This window comes from Aurantimonas sp. E1-2-R+4, from assembly GCF_036549515.1.
Classification (GTDB): Bacteria; Pseudomonadota; Alphaproteobacteria; order Rhizobiales; family Rhizobiaceae; genus Aurantimonas; species Aurantimonas coralicida_A.
This window is the reverse complement of sequence record NZ_JAZHLK010000019.1, coordinates 20,351-37,499: the sequence shown is the minus strand read 5'-3', so window position 1 is coordinate 37,499 and position 17,149 is coordinate 20,351. Positions and strand designations below refer to the sequence as shown.

Sequence of the window (17,149 nt, the reverse complement as noted above, 5' to 3'; positions counted from 1 at the left end):
AATGCGAGGCGGCGCGTTTACGGCCGCCGAATCCGCGAGACAGGACGAGCCGCCGACAGTGGAACAGGCCACATCCCTCTTCATGCAAGTCGTGCTGATTCTCGGCGGCGGGATCGTCGCCGGCACCTTGTTCATGCGCATCGGCCTCGGCACGGTGCTCGGCTATCTCTTCGCCGGCATTGTGATGGGGCCGGTGTTCCAGCTGATCGGCGAAGGCAAGGAAATCCTTCATATCGGCGAGCTCGGCGTCGTCTTTCTCCTGTTCATCATCGGGCTCGAATTGAAGGCGAGCCGGTTGTGGGCGCTGCGACGGCAGATTTTCGGCCTTGGCCTGACCCAGGTCGTGCTGACGGGCGCGGCGCTGACGGGGATTGCGATCCTGTTCGGCATGAACTGGCAAGCTGGCGTCGTGATCGGCTTCGGTCTCGCGCTGTCCTCGACCGCGTTCGGCCTGCAACTGCTCGAAGAGGCCGGCGAGACCAACACACGGCATGGCCAGTCGGCCTTTTCCATCCTGCTGTTCCAGGATCTCGCCGTCGTTCCGCTGCTCGCGGCGATTCCGTTCCTGGCGCCCTTTTCCGAGGGCGCCGAGGTCGATATCGAACGCATCGCTCTGTCGATCGGGGCAATCGTAGCGCTGCTCGTCGTCGGGAAATACCTGCTCAACCCCCTGTTTCGGATCATGGCGACGTCCGGCGCGCGCGAGGTCATGCTGGGCGCGGCGCTGTTCGTGGTGCTTGGTTCGGCGATGTTGATGGAGGCCGCCGGGTTCTCCATGGCGATGGGCGCCTTCATCGCCGGCGTGCTGCTGGCCGAATCTTCCTACCGGCACGAACTCGAAGCCAATATCGAACCGTTTCGCGGGCTATTGCTCGGTCTGTTCTTCATCGCGGTGGGGCTGTCGCTCGACCTGTCGGTGATCACGGACAACTGGCTGATGATTCTGGTCCTCACACCGGTCCTGATGATCGTCAAGGCGGCCTTCATCTATCTCCTGTCCCGCGCCTTCGGCCAAAGCCATGCGACCGCCGTGCGGGTTTCGGGACTCCTTGCTCAGGGCGGCGAATTCGGCTTCGTCCTCTTCACCGCCGCGGCCGCGAGCCTGATCTTCCCGCGCGAGACCTCCTCGCTGCTGATCGCGATCGTTACGCTGTCGATGGCGCTGACACCGTTGGCCACATGGCTCGGGCGACGGTTTTCCATCGATCATACCGAAGAAGAGACTTTGGAAGAGGATTTCGAAGGCGCCGGTTCGGCCGTTCTGATGGTTGGCTTCTCACGCTTCGGGCAGATGGCAGCGCAGGTCCTGCTTTCCAGCGGCATCGACGTGACGATCATCGATTCCTCGGCCGAGCGCATCCGTAACGCGAGCAAATTCGGTTTCCGGATTTATTTCGGCTCCGGCCTGCGCAAGGACGTCCTGGAGGCGGCTGGCATCCGCAAGGCGAAGCTCGTCGCGGTCTGCACCAACAAGCGCGAAACCACGGATCGGGTCGTCGACCTGATCCGATCCGAATTCCCCAATGTCAGCCTTTATGTCCGTTCCTACGACCGCTCGCACGCGCTGTCGCTCCGCGCCCGTGGTGTGGATTTCGAAATACGGGAGACGGTCGAATCAGCGCTGGCCTTCGGTGCGGCAACGCTCGACGCCTTCGGAATCGAGGAGGAACTCGCCGATCGCATCGTCGAGGACGTCAGGCGGCGGGATCAGGCGCGGCTGAAGCTGCAGGAAGCCGAAGGCTTCTACGCCGGCAACGACATGGTGACGACGCGCGTCGTCACCCCCGAACCGCTGGTCAAGCCGCGCCCCTCCTTGCAAGCCATCGAAAAATCGGCTGATGAGAACGGAGACACGTCACCGATCGACGAAGGCCCTCCACGCAAACGCCGCCGTGGGCGCCCCTTTGCCGGGCGCCGCCGCAACTTCGACAAGGTCCAGTCCCGATGAGCACGACACCGTTCCACCTTGCCTTTCCCGTTCGCGACCTCGAGGAAACCCGGGCATTCTACCGCGATGTCCTCGGCGCCAATATCGGCCGATCCTCTGAGAGTTGGGTCGATTTCGATCTGTTCGGCCATCAGCTCTCGGCGCACAGCCGTCCCGGAATGACAAAAGCCGACGGCGGCGGCCAGGTGGATGGCCACGCCGTGCCGATCCCGCATTTCGGCGTCGTGCTGACGATGACCGATTGGCAGGCACTCGCCGATCGCCTGACGGAGCGCGACGACGTCGACTGGATCAAGCGCCCGATGATCCGGTTCAAGGACGAGCCAGGCGAACAGGCGACGCTGTTTCTCTACGATCCCTCCGGCAATGCCCTCGAATTCAAGGGTTTCTCGGACATGAACCGGGTTTTCGCGAGCTGAGGCCCAGCGCGGCGACGCTCAGTCGCGTACCACGGTAAGCGACGCCAAATCGCGGAAGGGATGGGTCGTGCCAGGGCACGCCCTCCCAAGCGCGCCTATGCCCGTCAAGGATTCCCTGACACGGCGCCCAATCTCCGCTCCAGCAGGTCTCGCCGTCAGAATGACGGGCCTTTCGTGACGCCGAATCTCGATTGTCTTTTTTTCAAATCTTTAACGCATTTAATCCCGTTTGTTGATTTTATTCACGATTGGTTGCTCTTACCGCATAAGGCAGTCGACTGAGACACATCCGCCGCTTCGAGACCGATAGGCAACTCTACAATCTCACTCCAGGCGTCGGAACCGGTTTCGCAAAGCTGGCGTTTCCGAGGGCCGAAGAACACGCCGGATGCATGACGTCTCCCGATGAACCGACATCTCGCCCTCCACGCCGAACGGTTTGGCCTTAGCGTCGTCGCGCCGGAGACCTTCGACGTCGAGCGGCGTTTGAACGGCAAGGGGTTCCGCATCTGTTTCCGCGATGGCGAGCCGATCACCGACAAGGACATCAAGCGAAGGGTCAAGGCGCTGGTGATCCCGCCGGCCTGGACCGACGTGCGGATTTGTATCGAGGCGACCGGCCATATCCAGGCGATCGGCCGCGACGAGAAGGGCCGGCTGCAATATCGCTACCATGACGAATGGGTGAACGTGCGCAACGCGGTAAAGACCGAGCGGCTCCTGCGCTTCGGCCGCGCCTTGCCCCGGCTTCGGCGGATGGTGGAAAAGGATATGCGCCGTAGCAAGGTCGACCGGCGGACGACATCGGCGATCGCGACGCGGCTGATCGACCTCACCGCCATGCGGCCAGGTCACGAGAAATATGCGGCCGATGGCGGCCGGGGCGTGGCCTCGCTGCGCAAGGGAAACCTCCGCATCGTCAAGAAGGTCGCGGTTCTGAAATTTGTCGGAAAATCCAACAAGGAACACCGCATCGAGATCGCCGACAAGCCGCTGGTGCGCTCGCTGAAGCGGGTTCGCAAAGGCAAGGGGCAGCGTCTGTTCCGGTTTCCTGGCCAGAAGAAGAAGCAGCGCGAGCTGACCGCGAACCTGTTGAACGACTATCTGCACGAGGCCGGCGCGGCACGAATCTCGGCCAAGGATTTCCGGACGTTCCACGGCTCGGCCGAGGCGCTGCGCTATCTGGTCGAGGACGTGGGTTCAGCAGCCGACACCGAGGCCAAACGCAAGCGCGCCGTTGCCGCAGCGATGAAATCGGTGTCACGCGTCCTGCGCAACACGCCGACCGTAGCGCGATCCTCGTATGTCCATCCCCGGATCGTGCAGGCCTTCGAGGAGAAAAATCTGCCGCCAGACATGATGAAGGGCCGCAGGCGCGATGGGCTGACCCGGGTCGAGACCGGGCTGATGCGGTTTCTCGAACAGACCGCCCAATAGAAGGGCGCCCGCTCAGCGCGCCGAGGCTCTCCCAGCGCGGGCGTTTTCGACCGCCGCCGCGGTGCCTTGGTCTCCCAACAGGCGGCCGAGCGCGCGTTTCGTTTCCTCCTTGAACGAGGCCGTCTCCTCGAGGATTTGCCGCGTCCGCAGGAAATCGAGCACCCGATAACCCGACACCGATGGGCGCAGCAGCAGGTCGGGTGGGCACATCCGCAGTTTGGAGTCGGTGATCGACTGCATCATCAGCTGCGAGGCGCCGAACATCGCCTCCATCTGCGTCGGCATGGTGTCGCCACTGCCCACCGGACCGCCGTTGACGTCGACCGCGACGACAAGGTCGGCCTTGCCCCGCAGCCGGTCGAAAGGCAGCGGATTGAAGATACCGCCGTCGAACAGCACCTTGCCGTCCCGGCGAATCGGGCGGAACACGGCGGGGATGGCCGCCGAGGCCGCCAAGGCGCTGAGCAGGTCGCCGCTGTCGATCTCGCACTCGGTGCGGGCGTAGAAGTCCGTCGCCATCACCCCGAGCGGTATTTCGAGGCCCTCGAAGGTCGTCGGCAGATCGGCGGGCAGGAAGACCGACAGCACGCGCTCGGCATCGAAGGGGCCGAAGCGCAGGGCCCCGTCGCTCATGAAGTCCTGGAAGGGCGTGGGCCGCGTTTGCCAGAGCCGGGACAGCACGAGCCGCTTGCGGGCAAAGCTGTCGAGCGCGAAGGCGCGCAGCTCGGCACCGCTCATGCCGGCGGCGTAGCCCGCGCCCATGATCGCGCCAATCGAGGAACCGACGATGCGCTTCGGCCGCACGCCGAGTTCATCGAGCGCCTCGATCACGTGGATATGGGCGATGCCACGGGCACCGCCGCCGCCAAGCGCCAGCGCGAAATCGCTCACGCCGTCAGGCTCCGCCTGGGCCGACGGTGATGACGGTGGGTTCGTCCGAGAGCAGCTTGCGCGCAATCTGCTTCACCTCCTCCATCGTCACGGCATCGATAATCGCCTTGCGACGATCGATATAGTCGTTGCCGAGGTCGTCGAGCTGAATCCCCACGAGTGTCGAGGCAATCGCCAGGGAGGAGTCGAGATTGCGGATGGCGTAGGAGCCTTTGACATAGGCTTTGGCCTTGGCGAGTTCCTCCTCGCTCGGACCGTCCTTCGCCATGCGCTTCAGTTCGTCGCGGATGATCTCGATGCTTTCGGCCGCCTTGTCGGAGCGGGTCGCGGTGCTCGCGCCGAGCACGGCGGCATGATCGTAGCTCGCCAGCCACGAGCCAGCGCCATAGGCAAGACCACGCTTTTCGCGAATCTCGGTATAGAGCCGCGAGGTGAACGAGCCGCCGCCGAGGATATGATTCATCAGATAGGCGGCGAAGAATTCCTCGTCGTTCCGCATGACGCCGGGAAGCGCGAACTGGATCGCCGTTTGCGGCACGTCAAGCTCGACGGCGATGGTCTTGCCGGTGACCGGTTCGGTCTGGGAAACCGGCTTCAGATCGGCCGTCTCCGGCAAGGCGCCAAAAACAGCGTCGAGCCTTTCACCCAGCTTTTCCGGGCTGATCGCGCCGACGACGCCGACATACAAATTGTCCTTGGCGAAGGTCTTGCCGCGCAAAGCCTTCAAATCCTCGGACGTCACCTTGTCGAGGCTTTCCAGGGTGCCCTCAGTCGGGCGCGAATAGGGATGGCCGGCGAAGACTGTCTCGCGGAATGCCTTGCCGGCAAGTTCGCCGGGGTCGTTCTGGTCAGCGAGGATGCCGGCCTTGATCTGACCACGGATGCGCGCCACCGGCTCCTCGTCGAAACGCGGATCGTTGACCGACAGCTTCAAGAGATCGAAGGCATCGTCCTCGAACTCCACGATGGTGCGGAAATTGCCGGTGAAATTGTCGAGGCTGGCGTCGTAGCTCAGCGAGACACCGAGATCGTCGAGACGCGCCTGAAACGCGCGGCTGTCGATCTCGCCGGCACCCTCGTCGAGCAAACCCGACATCAAATTGGCGGTGCCTTCCTTGCCGTCTGCATCCTGGGTCGAGCCGGCGCCCTTGAAAGCGAATTTCATGGCAATCAGCGGGTTCGTGTAGTCCTCGACGAGGAGGGCCTTGATCCCGCCTGGGCTCGTCACCTCCTGGATTTCCACCGCGCCGACCGGGCCGAGCGAAGCAAAGGAAAGACCGAGGGACAGGGTCAGGGCGGCGACTGCGCCGGCAAACGGATTGGCGAATGGCTTCAACGGTTTCTTCCTTCCGCGATGCGAAAAATCAGGAGCGGGTTTCGGCGGACGGCTCCGGCAGCAGATAGCCGGTCACGGAGCGCTTCGGCTGGAGATATTTCCGAGCCGCGGCCGCCACGTCTTCGACGGTGACCGCCTCGATCCGCTCGGGCCAACCCTCGACATCCGCGATGGTGCGGCCCGTCGAAAGCGCCGCGGCATAACGGCGCGCCATCGAGGTCTGACTGTCGCGCAAATAGATGACATCCTTGCGGACGCGGTTCTTGGCGCGCTCCAGTTCCTCCGCGGTGATGCCCTTTTCGACGATGCGGGCGATCTCGGCATCGATCGCCGCCTCGATCTCCTCCAGGCTCGCCTCGCCCCGCGGCATCCCGTAGACGACGAACTGTCCCTCCTCCAGCGCGGTTCCGGCGTAGTGGGCACCGGCGCCGGCGGCGATCGCCTTGTCGACGACAAGGCCGCGATACAGCCGGCTCGTGGTGCCACCGCCAAGAACGTCAGCCAGGACATCAAGCGCTTCGGCCTCGCCCGGATCGGCGGTCGTATCGGAAGGCACGAGATAGGCCCGTTGCATCGACGGCTGGGTGACGCGCGCGTCGGTCAGCGTCACCGTCCGCGCGGCCAACGGCTCCGGCTCCACCGGCCGGACGCGCTCGCCAGGTTCGGCGCGGCGCGCAACCTTGCCATAGGTCTTTTCGGCCAGCCGGCGGACTTCCGCTTCGGTCACGTCGCCGGCGATCAGCAGGATCGCGTTGTTGGGGGTATAATATTTGTCGTAGAAGGCGACGGCGCCGTCCCGCGACAGCGCCTCGATCTCCGAGCGCCAACCGATCACCGGATCGCCATAGGGGCTGTTCTGGAACAGTGCCGCCTGAACGGCCTCGGCGAGCTGCGAGCCGGGATCATTGTCGACGCGCGACCGGCGCTCTTCCAAAATGACGTCGCGCTCGGGTGCCACCGTTTCCTTGGAGAGCACAAGGTTCTCCATGCGGTCCGCCTCGAAGGTCATAACCATTTCCAGCGCGTCGGCCGGCATCTGCTGATAGTAGCCGGTGTAGTCCGAGGTGGTGAAGGCGTTCTCCTGACCGCCGATCTCGGCGACGGCCCGCGAGAAAGTCCCTTCCGGATTACTCTTGGTGCCCTTGAACATCAGATGCTCGAAGAAGTGGGCGATGCCGCTTTCGCCGGGCGCCTCGTCCGCCGCGCCGACCTTGTAGTAGAGCATCTGGGTCACGACCGGGGCGCGATGGTCGGGCAGGACCACGACCTGGAGCCCGTTGTCGAGCATGAAGGTCGAGAGTTCCGCGGCCTTTTCCTTGGCCGTGGCCTGCTGCGTCGCGGCCTCGGCCTTCGGTGCGGCCACCGTTTCGGCACGGGCCGCAAGCGGCAAAGCGAAGGCGACGGCGAGAGCCGACAAGCCGATCTGGCGCGAGAAAAGCTTCATCGTTCGGTCTGATCCTCGTTCAATGCGTCTGGTCAGGGACGCCCGGACTATGGCGGATCGCAGGAATCGTGACCAATTACGGTTTAGTTAGGTCGCCGGTTTCAGGGACGAGGAGTCGGACGCGGCCACCAGAAAGCGCAAAATCGTCTCGCCCATGGCCCGCTCTTCTTCGAGCGTGAAGCCGTCCGGGGTCTCGAATGGGGCGGAGACCGCCTCCTCGATCACGGCGAGCGCGCCCGGCTTCAGCCAGCCGCCATCGCGGGCGGAGACCAGCGCCGCCTCGCCGAGCCGCTTGCCGTAGGGCGGATCGGCAAAGAGACAGGAGAACGGCTCCATCGTGCTGACGCCGCCGAGCCTGGTTGCATCGCGCCGAAAGATCTTCGATCGCCCCTGCAGCCCGAAGGCCTCGACATTCTCGCGCACGAGCCCCCGGCCCTCGACACCCTCCTCGATGAAGAGGCAAAAGCGAGCGCCACGCGAGAGGGCCTCCAGCCCCAGCCCGCCGGTACCCGCGAACAGATCGAGCACCCGGGACCCATCAAGGGTGAAGCCGCCCCTGTGGGCCAGCACGTTGAACAGGGTCTCGCGGTTGCGATCCGTGGTCGGGCGGATCGCGTCGGTCTTCGGTGTCGCCAGGCGGCGGCCACGAAATTCACCCCCGACGATGCGCATCGCGGCTCAGCCCTTGCGCGGCGGTCGCGGGCCGCGCGGTCTATCGCCGCCCTCCCGCCCGGTCGAACCGGCACCGGCGGGTGGCCTGCCCCCGCCTCCCGGTCCCCGGCGCTGCGGCCGCTCCTGAGCCGCCAGCCCCTTCTTCGTGCCTTGTGGCCGCGCGCCCGGCGCCATCCAGACATTGGCCGAACGCTTGCCTTCCCCGAACGGCTTCTTGGCCGCCGGCTTGTCGCCATCGGCAGACGCCGCGCCGCGATCGCCATAGGGTTTCTTCGAACCGTCGAAGCGCTTGCCGGCGCCGCCGCGCTCCGGCCTGTCCGGCCGCTCGCCGCGCTGCGGACGCGGTGCGCGCGTGTCCAGGCGGCCGAGGGCATCCTCGCGCTTGGCCTCGCGGGCACGCTTCTTGTTCGGCGCCGTCTCGCTGGCGGAAATCCAGTCGCCGCGCTTGATCGGGCGCAGATCCTCGTTCGGCTGTTCGGCCTCGACCGGCTTGTTGGAGAAGGGCTTGGCGACAGGCGCGTCGAAATCGGCGCCGGCCTCCTCGATCAGGCGATCGCCGAGTTGGTCGCGCAGCGTCCGTCCCTTGATCTCCTGCACCGAGCCCTCGGGGAGGTCGCCCAGCTGGAAGGGGCCGAAGGAGAGCCGGATCAGACGGTTCACGTCCAGGCCGAGATGCGCGAGGACGCGTTTGACCTCGCGGTTCTTGCCTTCGCGCAGGCCCAGCGTCAGCCAGACGTTGGAGCCCTGCTCGCGATCGAGACTGGCCTCGATCGCGCCATAGAAGACGCCGTCGATGGCGATGCCCTGACGCAGCTCGTCGAGGCGCGCCTGATTGATCGCGCCATGGGCGCGGACGCGGTAGCGGCGCAGCCACCCGGTCGCGGGTAGTTCGAGGATGCGCGCCAGACCCCCGTCATTGGTCAGGAGCAGCAGGCCCTCGGTGGTGATATCCAGCCGGCCGACAGTGAGGACGCGCGGCATATCCTTCGGAAGCCGTTCAAAAACGGTCGGACGCCCTTCCGGATCGCGGTTCGTCGTGACCGTCCCGGCCGGCTTGTGGAACAGCCACAAGCGCGTGCGCTCGATCGCCGGCAGCGGTGCGCCGTCGATCTCGATCCTGTCGGCGGCGGTTACGTCCAGCGCCGGCGTGTCGAGCACCTTGCCGTTCACCCGCACCCGGCCGTCGGCGATCATGCCCTCGGCGTCGCGGCGCGAGGCGATGCCCGCCCGCGCCAGCCGCCGGGCGATCCGCATCTTGCCCGGCATCGTCGCTTCCGCGTCGGCGCTCGCAGGACGATCCGTCCGTGGTGGCCGTCTTTCTTTGTCCTCAGGCCTTGGCTTGCGCTCGGCTTTCCCGGAATCATGAGCGAGCTGTCCGTAGCTGCGCGGCTTCGACGCCGCGCCGTCGCCGCTCTCGCTTCGTGGCCCGCCATGGGAGGCCATTCCGCGGCTGCGCGGCGTGAACGGCTTGCGCTCGCCGTCGGCGCCAGCGCCCCCGGCGCGGCCGGGCCGCGGCTTGTCCGACGAGGGACGGTCACCGCGTGGCTTGCCGGCGTCCGGCCGATCGCCAGTCCGGGCTTCGGCGCGCGGCCGGAAGGGGCGCTTTTCGCCGCCGCCGCCACTCTTGCCGCCACGCGCACCGCCGCCATCACCCGGTTTGCGGCCGCGGCCTTTCCTGTCGTCGCCGTTCGTCGTATCGCTCATGCCATTGCCTTTGCTGCGGCGGACCCTGGCCTCGGGAACCCCTCAGATCGAATAAAATTTGCCTTTGTCCGGCATGCCGGATCGGCTGGAAAGACCGGTCTGCGGCGCGGCGAAGGGCGCGACGAGCTTCAGTCGATCCGCGCACCGACCGTGGATCGCTCTAACAGGTCGTCACCCCTGGAGCGAGAGGAACCCGACGGTGGCCAGTCAGAATTTCATGGATGTCGCGCTCGAAGAAGCCCGCGACGCGGCCGAACGCGGCGAGACGCCGGTCGGCGCCGTGTTGGTGCGAAACGGCGAAATCCTCGCCCGGGCCGGCAACGAAACGCGCCAACGCCACGATCCGACCGCTCATGCCGAAATCCTCGCTATCCGCGCTGGCGCAACGGCGCTCGGCTCGGAACGGCTGCCGGACTGCGATCTCTATGTAACGCTGGAGCCCTGCGCCATGTGCGCCGCGGCGATCTCCTTCGCGCGAATCCGGCGGCTCTATTTCGGCGCCAGCGACCCGAAGGGCGGCGCCGTCGAGGCAGGTCCGCGTTTCTTCAGCCAGCCCACCTGCCACCACGCGCCGGAGGTCTATGCGGGCATCGCGGAAAGCGCGAGCGCAACGATCCTGCGCGATTTCTTCCGCGCCAGACGCTGAGACCGGCACGTCGCGCAACTGAAAAGCCAATTGCGGCCTGGGTGTCCCGCCCCGGTGATCAGAACGGCAGCAGGTTGCGGATTTTCGAACCGATACTGCCGTCGCTGCCGCGCATCCTCCGCTCCTTGACGCTCTCGTCCTCGCCCGGATCGCCAACCGGCGCCGTGGCCGCCGGCTTGCGATAGGCGATCGGCGGCTCGCTCAGATATTTGCGCTGGGTCGCGCTGCCCTGCTGACTGTCGCGCTGGCGCTGACGAATGAGTTCGCCGCGGCTGCGAAGTTCTCCAGGCGAAAGCGTGGTGTCGGGCCTGCCGTTGTCGAATTTGTAACCGCTACCGCCCGCGCGATCGAGATAGGCTTGGGTCACGCCTTCCTTGCGCGCCGTCGCAACATCGGCCGGCACGGGGCCATCGCCCTGATAGGCGGCCGCCTGCAGACGCGCCGCGCGCTGCTCCGGCGATTCTGGCCAGTTGGGATCGCCAGTGGTGTTGCGGGTTGCCTGCGGTGGCGGCAAAATGCTGGTGTTGTCGGGCTTCACCAGTTCCGGTCGCGGGGCGTAGGCGATCTGGGCGGCATCGCTGCTACCCCCAAGGGAAACCACGTTGTTGAGATCGTCGAACAGCGTCTCGCCCTGCGACTTGCCGGTGCCGTAGGTCGGTCCGAGACAGCCGGAGAGGGCCAGCGCGACCGCGCCGATGGCCATCGCGTGAAACGCGAATCGAACTGTCTTCGTCATACGATACGGCCCCCTAGCCGAATTTGCCGCCCTCATGTCAGCGGAGGGGCGGCGGCCGGCAGTCGCCGGACGCGGCCCGCGGATGCCACGAAATTCAGGCGAATTCCGGGCGCATTTTTAAGCCGCTCTCCATCACCGCGCAAGCGCGGTTGGCGGTTTTACCCCGCCATCTTCGATGGGAGAGCCGTCCATTGGCGCAATTCACGAGCCTATAACGAACCTTCAGCCTCCTGGAGGACGCGCGCCGTGGTCGCGCCCAATTCCCGCAAGGCCGCCGCGTCGCGCGCCGAAACGTCGGGGAAATCGGAATCCGATCCCACATCGTCGGTGATCTTCCACGACCGGGCGCATTTTATCCCTTGGGCCTTGCGGAAGATAACAGCGATGCCGGGCGTGTCGACCAGGCGGAAGGCCTCGGCCGGCGCCGGCTCGCCGGAGATGTCGAGGCCGCTGGTGATAGCGATCTCGGCGAAATCGACGGACGCGGCGAGCGCGCGCAGATTGGCGTCGTCGAGATGGAGGACAGGTGCGGCCTCCAGCGACGAGCCAATGGTCTTTGCGCGCCGCTGTTCCTCCAGCGCGCCCATGACGACGCGGCGGACTCGGCGCAGCTTTTGCCAGCGGGCGGCAAGCGCGTCGTCGCGCCAGGCCGGATCGACATCGCGGAAGGATTCCAGATGCACCGACCGCGCCTCCGGATAACGCGACAGCCACGCCTCCTCCATTGTGAAGGGCAGCATCGGTGCGAGCCAGGTGACCAGATGGTCGAACAGCGTCCGCACGACCTGCAGCGCGGCCTTGCGGCGGACCGCCGAGGGCGGATCGCAGTAGAGCGAATCCTTGCGGATATCGAAGTAGAAGGCCGACAGCTCGACCACGACGAAATCGAGCAACGCCCGGCTGATCCGCTTGAAGTCGAAGCCGTCGTAGCCCTTGCGGACCACTTCGTCGAGCTCGGCGAGCCGGTGCAGCATCAGCCGCTCCAGCTCCGGCATCTCGGCCAGCGGCACCGTCTCGCCGGTGTCGTGGGCGAGCGTTCCGAGCATCCAGCGCATGGTGTTGCGCAGCTTGCGGTAGCTGTCGATGTTGGTCTGCAGGATGGTCTTGCCGAGCCGCAAATCCTCCGAATAATCGGAACTGATCACCCACAGCCGCAGGATGTCGGCGCCGGACTGCTTGATGACGTCCTGCGGGGTGACGACGTTGCCGAGGGACTTCGACATCTTCCGCCCCTCCTCGTCCATGACGAAGCCATGGGTCAGCACCGCGTCATAGGGCGCCCGGCCGCGTGTGGCGCAGGATTCCAGCAGCGAGGAGTGGAACCAGCCGCGATGCTGGTCGGAGCCCTCGAGATAAAGGTCGGCCGGCCATTTGAGGTCGGGCCGCTTTTCCAGGCAGAAGGCATGGGTCGAGCCGGAATCGAACCACACGTCCAGGATGTCGCGGACCATGGTCCACTTCTGCGAATCGTGTTCGTTGCCGAGGAAGCGTTCCTTGGCGCCGTCGGCGAACCAGGCGTCGGCGCCCTCTTCCGCGAAGGCTTCGAGGATACGGGCGTTCACCGCCTCGTCCTTGAGGATCTCGCCATTCTCGTCGGCGAAAACGCAGATCGGCACGCCCCAGGCACGCTGGCGGGACAGCACCCAGTCCGGCCGGTCGGCGATCATGCCGCGCAGCCGGTTCTGGCCCGATGTCGGCACGAAGCGGGTGTCGTCGATGGCGGCGAGCGCGCGGGAGCGGAGGGTGTCACCCTCCCCACCGGTAGGGAGGGGGGCGCCAGCGTCCAAACCATACCCACCGAGATCCTCGTCCATGTGGACGAACCATTGCGGGGTGTTCCTGAAGATCACCGGCTTCTTGGAGCGCCAGGAATGCGGGTACTGATGCTTCAGGCGGCCACGGGCGAGCAGATTGTTCCGCTCGATCAGCGCGGCGATGACACGCTTGTTGGCGTCGCCCTTCTTGCCCTTGTCGTCGATGACGCGCGCGGGACCGCCTTCCGCGTCCGGCCCGAAGCCCGGCACGTCCTTGGTGTAGAAGCCGTCGTCGTCGACGGTGAAGGGGATCGCCGTGTCGATGCCGCGCGCTTCGAGATCGCGGCGGGCGGCCATCCAGGCATCGAAATCCTCGCGGCCGTGGCCGGGCGCGGTATGAACGAAACCGGTACCCGCCTCGTCGGTGACGTGATCGCCTTGAAGGAGGGGAACGGGGAAGTCGTAGCCGCCGCCGAGTCCCGCGAGCGGGTGGTGACAGGTTAGCGCAGCAAGTTCGTCAGCCGCGACGTCATCAATGCGTCGGTAGCCCGCCTCCGGCACACGCGCCTTGGCGAAAACCTCCGCCGCGAGCGCGTCGGCAAGGATCAGCTTTTCGCCTTGCATCGCCCAGCGGGGATTTTCGGCGTCGTCCAGCGCAGTGACCTCGTAGAGCCCATAGGCGATGCGGGGCGAGAAGGCGACGGCACGGTTGCCGGGGATCGTCCAGGGCGTCGTTGTCCAGATGACAACTGATGCCGACCGCAAAGCCGTGTATCGCTCGTTTAACTTTTTTGCAGCCTCATCTGAAAGCTCACGCGAAAAATCGACGGCGACGACCTCCTTCACCGGAAACTTCACCCACACCGTATCCGACTCATGATCGTGGTACTCGACCTCGGCTTCGGCCAGCGCGGTCTTTTCCACCACCGACCACATGATCGGCTTGGAGCCGCGATAAAGCTGGCCCGACATGGCGAACTTCAACAGCTCGCCGGCGATTACCGACTCGGCCCCATAGGCCATGGTCAGATACGGGTCCTTGAAGTCGCCCTCGACGCCGAGGCGGCGGAACTCCTCGGTCTGTATGCCCACCCAATGAGCGGCAAAGTCGCGACATTCCTTGCGAAACTCGTTGACCGGCACGTCGTCCTTGTTCTTGCCCTTGGCGCGGTACTGCTCCTCGATCTTCCACTCGATCGGCAGGCCGTGGCAGTCCCAGCCGGGGACGTAATTGGCGTCGTAGCCGCGCATCTGGAACGAGCGGGTGATGACGTCCTTGAGGATCTTGTTCAGCGCGTGGCCGATATGCAGGTTGCCGTTGGCGTAGGGCGGCCCGTCATGCAGGACGTATTTCGGCCGGCCTTCCGAGGCTTTGCGCAAGGTGCCATAGAGATCCATGCCGTCCCATTTGGCGAGCCATTCGGGCTCGGCCTTGGGCAGACCGGCGCGCATCGGAAAGTCGGTCTCGGGCAGAAACAGCGTCTTGGAATAATCGACGGCGCCGTCGGAATCTGTCGTCTTGGTGTCGCTCATGATGTCAGCCATGTCGTCCGCCGCGATCAAAGCACGGCACAAAGGAAAAAAGCGGTGGTGGCGCGGCGGCCGGCAAACCCGGACCCTCCCCGGCCGAGCCGGTCAGAAGGCCGGGCGGCTAATTCGTATGAAAACGGAATGCGCGCGCGGACTGAGCATGGTCCGAGCCTTTAGCAAGTCCGGCAAGCGAAGGAAAGGCAGGCGCGACGGCCTGCATCAAGGAGGCAAGCGCCACGTTGGCCTGACTAGCCGAATGATATAATTTCGAACATCGGGGCCGGCACGCCTGCTCGACGCCCCGTAAGGAGGTCGCGATGCCCCATCTCTTTCGCTTTCTCGCCCGCAACGCGCTGATCGGCTTTTGTGCCGCCGCGTTCTTCGTCGCCGTGCTGGCGCTTGCCGATATCGGCGGTTTCGGGACGACGATCGCCCGCTCGGATTCCGGCCCGCTGGCGATCGGGCTGGTCATCTATTTCCTCGGCCTGACCTTTTCGAGCGTTCAGATCGGCATGGTGATCATGCTCAACGGGCGCTTTCCCGACGATGACGAGGGGCCGAAGGGCGGCAAACGCAAACGCTTGGCCGGATGGTTCTCTCCGCCGGCCGCTCGCTCGCCGATTATGGTGTCGGCTCCGGCGCCGAGACCAAGGCAGGCCGGCTAAAACGCGATCGCGTTGTCCAGCGGCGAGAGCGGCGCCACGCCGGCGAGTACCGCCTTCGCCTCTTCGGCATCTCGGTCCATCTGGGCGACAAGGGCCTCGGCACTCTCGAAACGTGCCTCGCCGCGCAAAAAGGCGAAGATCGAGACGTCGACCGTTTCGCTATAGAGATCGCCGGAAAAGTCGAACAGGAACGTCTCGAACAATGTCGCGCCATTGTCGAAGGTCGGGCGGCGGCCGAAGCTGGCGACGCCGTCATGCAGCGTGCCGTCGGCGCGGCGCAGGCGCACGGCATAGATGCCGTGCTTCAGCATCTCGTCGGGCTCAAGCACCAGATTAGCGGTCGGATAGCCGAGGCTGCGGCCGAGCTTCTGGCCGTGGACGATCTCGCCGCGGATGGTCCAGCGATAACCGAACTGGCCGGCCGCCGCCGCGACGTCGCCGGCTTCGAGAAGCGCACGGATACGGCTCGACGAGACTGTTTCTCCGCCCTCGTCGGCGAAAGCCGGCACCAGCGTCACGCCGAAGCCGTGGCGCGGGCCCGACTCGGCAAGCGTCTGCGGGGTGCCGCCGCGCTTGGCGCCGTAGTGAAAGTCGAAGCCGGCAACGACGTGATGGGATTTCAGGCAATCAACGAGAACGGTTTCGACGAAGGCCTCAGGCTCCAGCGCGGCAAAGGCCCGGTCGAAGGGCTGCTCGACCACGGCGTCGAACCCAAGCGCTCCGAGAAGCCGCGCTTTCATTGGCGCCGGGGTCAGTCGCGCAACGGGCAGGTCGGGACGGAAGACCGTGCGCGGATGCGGCTCGAAGGTGAGGCAGACGAGCGGCCGGCCCTCGGCCTCGGCCAATTCGCGCGCGACCGCGAGCACCGCCTGGTGGCCGCGATGGACGCCATCGAAATTGCCGACCGCGACGACGCAGCCGGCAAGGCTCTCGGGAATGTCCGCGATGCCGCCAAGCCGCAGCGCGGCGCCATTCGTCATGCCAGCGCCGCCATGAAAGTGCGGGCGTCGAGACCGCGTTCGCGCAAGACCCGCACGACCGCCTCGGCGTCGGGGTCCGGTCCGCCGAACTCGTCACCATGGACGCCGTCGGTGATCAGCAGCACATCGATGCCGAAATCGTTGGCGCCCTTGATGTCGGTCATCAGGCCGTCGCCGATGGCGAGAATGCGCGCGCGATCGGACATGCCGGCCACCCGGGTCGCGACGTCGTAGATCGGCCGATGCGGCTTGCCGGCGAGATGGACCGTCGCCCCGAGGGCGGCATAGTCACGCGCCAGCGCGCCGGCACAGTAGATCAACCGGTCGCCGCGATGCACGACGATGTCGGGATTGGCGCAGATCATCGGCAGGCCACGGGAATGCAGCCGGGACAGCAGTTCGCCATAGTCGGCGGGCGTCTCCGCCTCGTCGTCGTAGAGGCCGGTCGCCACAATCACCGCCGCGTCCGCCTCGCCAACCCGCTCGACGCCGAGCCCGTCGAACAGTTCGATGTCCCGTGCCGGGCCGAGATGGAAGACCGGCCCTCCGGTCTCCGCGATCAGCGCGCGGGTGGCGTCGCCGGAGGTGACGACCGCATCATAGGCATCACGCGAAAACTCCAGCGCATCGAGTTGGTCGATGACGCTGGCCGAGGGGCGCGGCGAATTGGTCAAAAGAACCACTTTGGCGCCCGCCGCGCGCGCCTCCGTCAAGGCGGCTTCGGCGGCCGGGTGCTTGCGCTCGCCATTGTGGACGACGCCCCACACGTCGCAGAACAGCGCGTCGTAACCGGTGGAAATCTCAGCCAGAGCCTTTATCTTGCGACTGATGCCGGAATTACCGGGAGTGGTGATGTCCATCGACGGCCCGTTATCTTTCAACTGATCGCCCGACGCGATAGAGGGGGGCCGCCAGCGGGTCAAGGCACTGGCCGACCGGGCTGGTCGCCCGCGAGGACCAGCCCTATCCGGCTTGGCCAGCCCATAA

The 17,149-nt window shown here is 65.7% G+C and carries 14 protein-coding genes; 5 read left to right on the top strand and 9 right to left on the bottom strand.

Translation table 11 applies throughout. The features are described from left to right. Position 1 precedes the first annotated feature (1 nt). The 3 genes from VQ045_RS10655 (at position 2) to VQ045_RS10645 (ending at position 3,804) form a co-directional block, all read left to right on the top strand. Positions 2-1,948, top strand: coding sequence for a monovalent cation:proton antiporter-2 (CPA2) family protein (locus tag VQ045_RS10655; RefSeq protein ID WP_442873031.1), 1,947 nt, complete (start codon positions 2-4; stop codon positions 1,946-1,948). Further along, positions 1,945-2,367 (top strand): VOC family protein, encoded by a 423-nt coding sequence (locus VQ045_RS10650; protein ID WP_327622433.1) that lies wholly within the window; start codon positions 1,945-1,947, stop codon positions 2,365-2,367. Before VQ045_RS10655 ends, VQ045_RS10650 begins: the two co-directional genes overlap by 4 nt. 405 nt (positions 2,368-2,772) lie before the next feature. Then, the gene (locus tag VQ045_RS10645; protein ID WP_331830081.1) at positions 2,773-3,804 is read left to right on the top strand and encodes a DNA topoisomerase IB; all 1,032 of its coding nucleotides are present in this window, start codon (positions 2,773-2,775) and stop codon (positions 3,802-3,804) included. 12 nt (positions 3,805-3,816) lie between these two features. Here VQ045_RS10645 and VQ045_RS10640 read toward each other — a convergent pair whose 3' ends face one another. From VQ045_RS10640 to VQ045_RS10620, 5 genes are all read right to left on the bottom strand, one after another. Continuing rightward, positions 3,817-4,695 (bottom strand): patatin-like phospholipase family protein, encoded by an 879-nt coding sequence (locus VQ045_RS10640; protein ID WP_331830080.1) that lies wholly within the window; start codon positions 4,693-4,695, stop codon positions 3,817-3,819. A gap of 4 nt (positions 4,696-4,699) precedes the next feature. Then, entirely contained in the window at positions 4,700-6,031 is a 1,332-nt protein-coding gene (locus VQ045_RS10635) for a M16 family metallopeptidase (RefSeq protein WP_327622436.1), read from the bottom strand. 28 nt (positions 6,032-6,059) lie between these two features. Beyond that, a complete protein-coding gene (locus tag VQ045_RS10630) occupies positions 6,060-7,475 on the bottom strand; it encodes a M16 family metallopeptidase (protein ID WP_331830079.1) in 1,416 nt (471 codons plus the stop codon). An 87-nt stretch (positions 7,476-7,562) separates the two neighbouring features. Continuing rightward, positions 7,563-8,147: a 16S rRNA (guanine(966)-N(2))-methyltransferase RsmD gene (gene rsmD / locus VQ045_RS10625; RefSeq protein ID WP_331830078.1), complete on the bottom strand. Its 585-nt coding sequence runs from the start codon at positions 8,145-8,147 to the stop codon at positions 7,563-7,565. A gap of 6 nt (positions 8,148-8,153) precedes the next feature. Next, on the bottom strand, positions 8,154-9,851 hold the full coding sequence (locus VQ045_RS10620) for a pseudouridine synthase (RefSeq protein ID WP_331830077.1): 1,698 nt from the start codon (positions 9,849-9,851) through the stop codon (positions 8,154-8,156). Positions 9,852-10,068: 217 nt separating this feature from the next. On the opposite strand from VQ045_RS10620, the gene VQ045_RS10615 reads away from it, so the two are divergent. Then, the gene (locus VQ045_RS10615) at positions 10,069-10,497 is read left to right on the top strand and encodes a nucleoside deaminase (protein WP_327622486.1); all 429 of its coding nucleotides are present in this window, start codon (positions 10,069-10,071) and stop codon (positions 10,495-10,497) included. Between the two features lie 58 nt (positions 10,498-10,555). Here the strand turns inward: VQ045_RS10615 and VQ045_RS10610 are convergent, their stop codons facing one another. Beyond that, a complete protein-coding gene (locus VQ045_RS10610) occupies positions 10,556-11,233 on the bottom strand; it encodes a hypothetical protein (RefSeq protein WP_331830076.1) in 678 nt (225 codons plus the stop codon). 209 nt (positions 11,234-11,442) lie between these two features. Then, positions 11,443-14,532 (bottom strand): isoleucine--tRNA ligase, encoded by a 3,090-nt coding sequence (gene ileS, locus VQ045_RS10605; protein WP_331830075.1) that lies wholly within the window; start codon positions 14,530-14,532, stop codon positions 11,443-11,445. Positions 14,533-14,834: 302 nt separating this feature from the next. Between ileS and VQ045_RS10600 the strand changes: the two genes are divergently transcribed. Further along, positions 14,835-15,182, top strand: a complete 348-nt coding sequence (locus tag VQ045_RS10600; protein ID WP_327622442.1) for a hypothetical protein — start codon at positions 14,835-14,837, stop codon at positions 15,180-15,182. Here the strand turns inward: VQ045_RS10600 and VQ045_RS10595 are convergent. Then, on the bottom strand, positions 15,179-16,162 hold the full coding sequence (locus VQ045_RS10595) for a bifunctional riboflavin kinase/FAD synthetase (protein WP_331830074.1): 984 nt from the start codon (positions 16,160-16,162) through the stop codon (positions 15,179-15,181). The two genes, VQ045_RS10600 and VQ045_RS10595, sit on opposite strands and share 4 nt — an antisense overlap. Further along, positions 16,159-17,022 carry a TIGR01459 family HAD-type hydrolase gene (locus VQ045_RS10590; protein WP_331830073.1) on the bottom strand — a complete coding sequence of 288 codons (864 nt, stop codon included), beginning with the start codon at positions 17,020-17,022 and terminating at the stop codon, positions 16,159-16,161. Before VQ045_RS10590 ends, VQ045_RS10595 begins: the two co-directional genes overlap by 4 nt. Between the last annotated feature and the right edge of the window lie 127 nt (positions 17,023-17,149).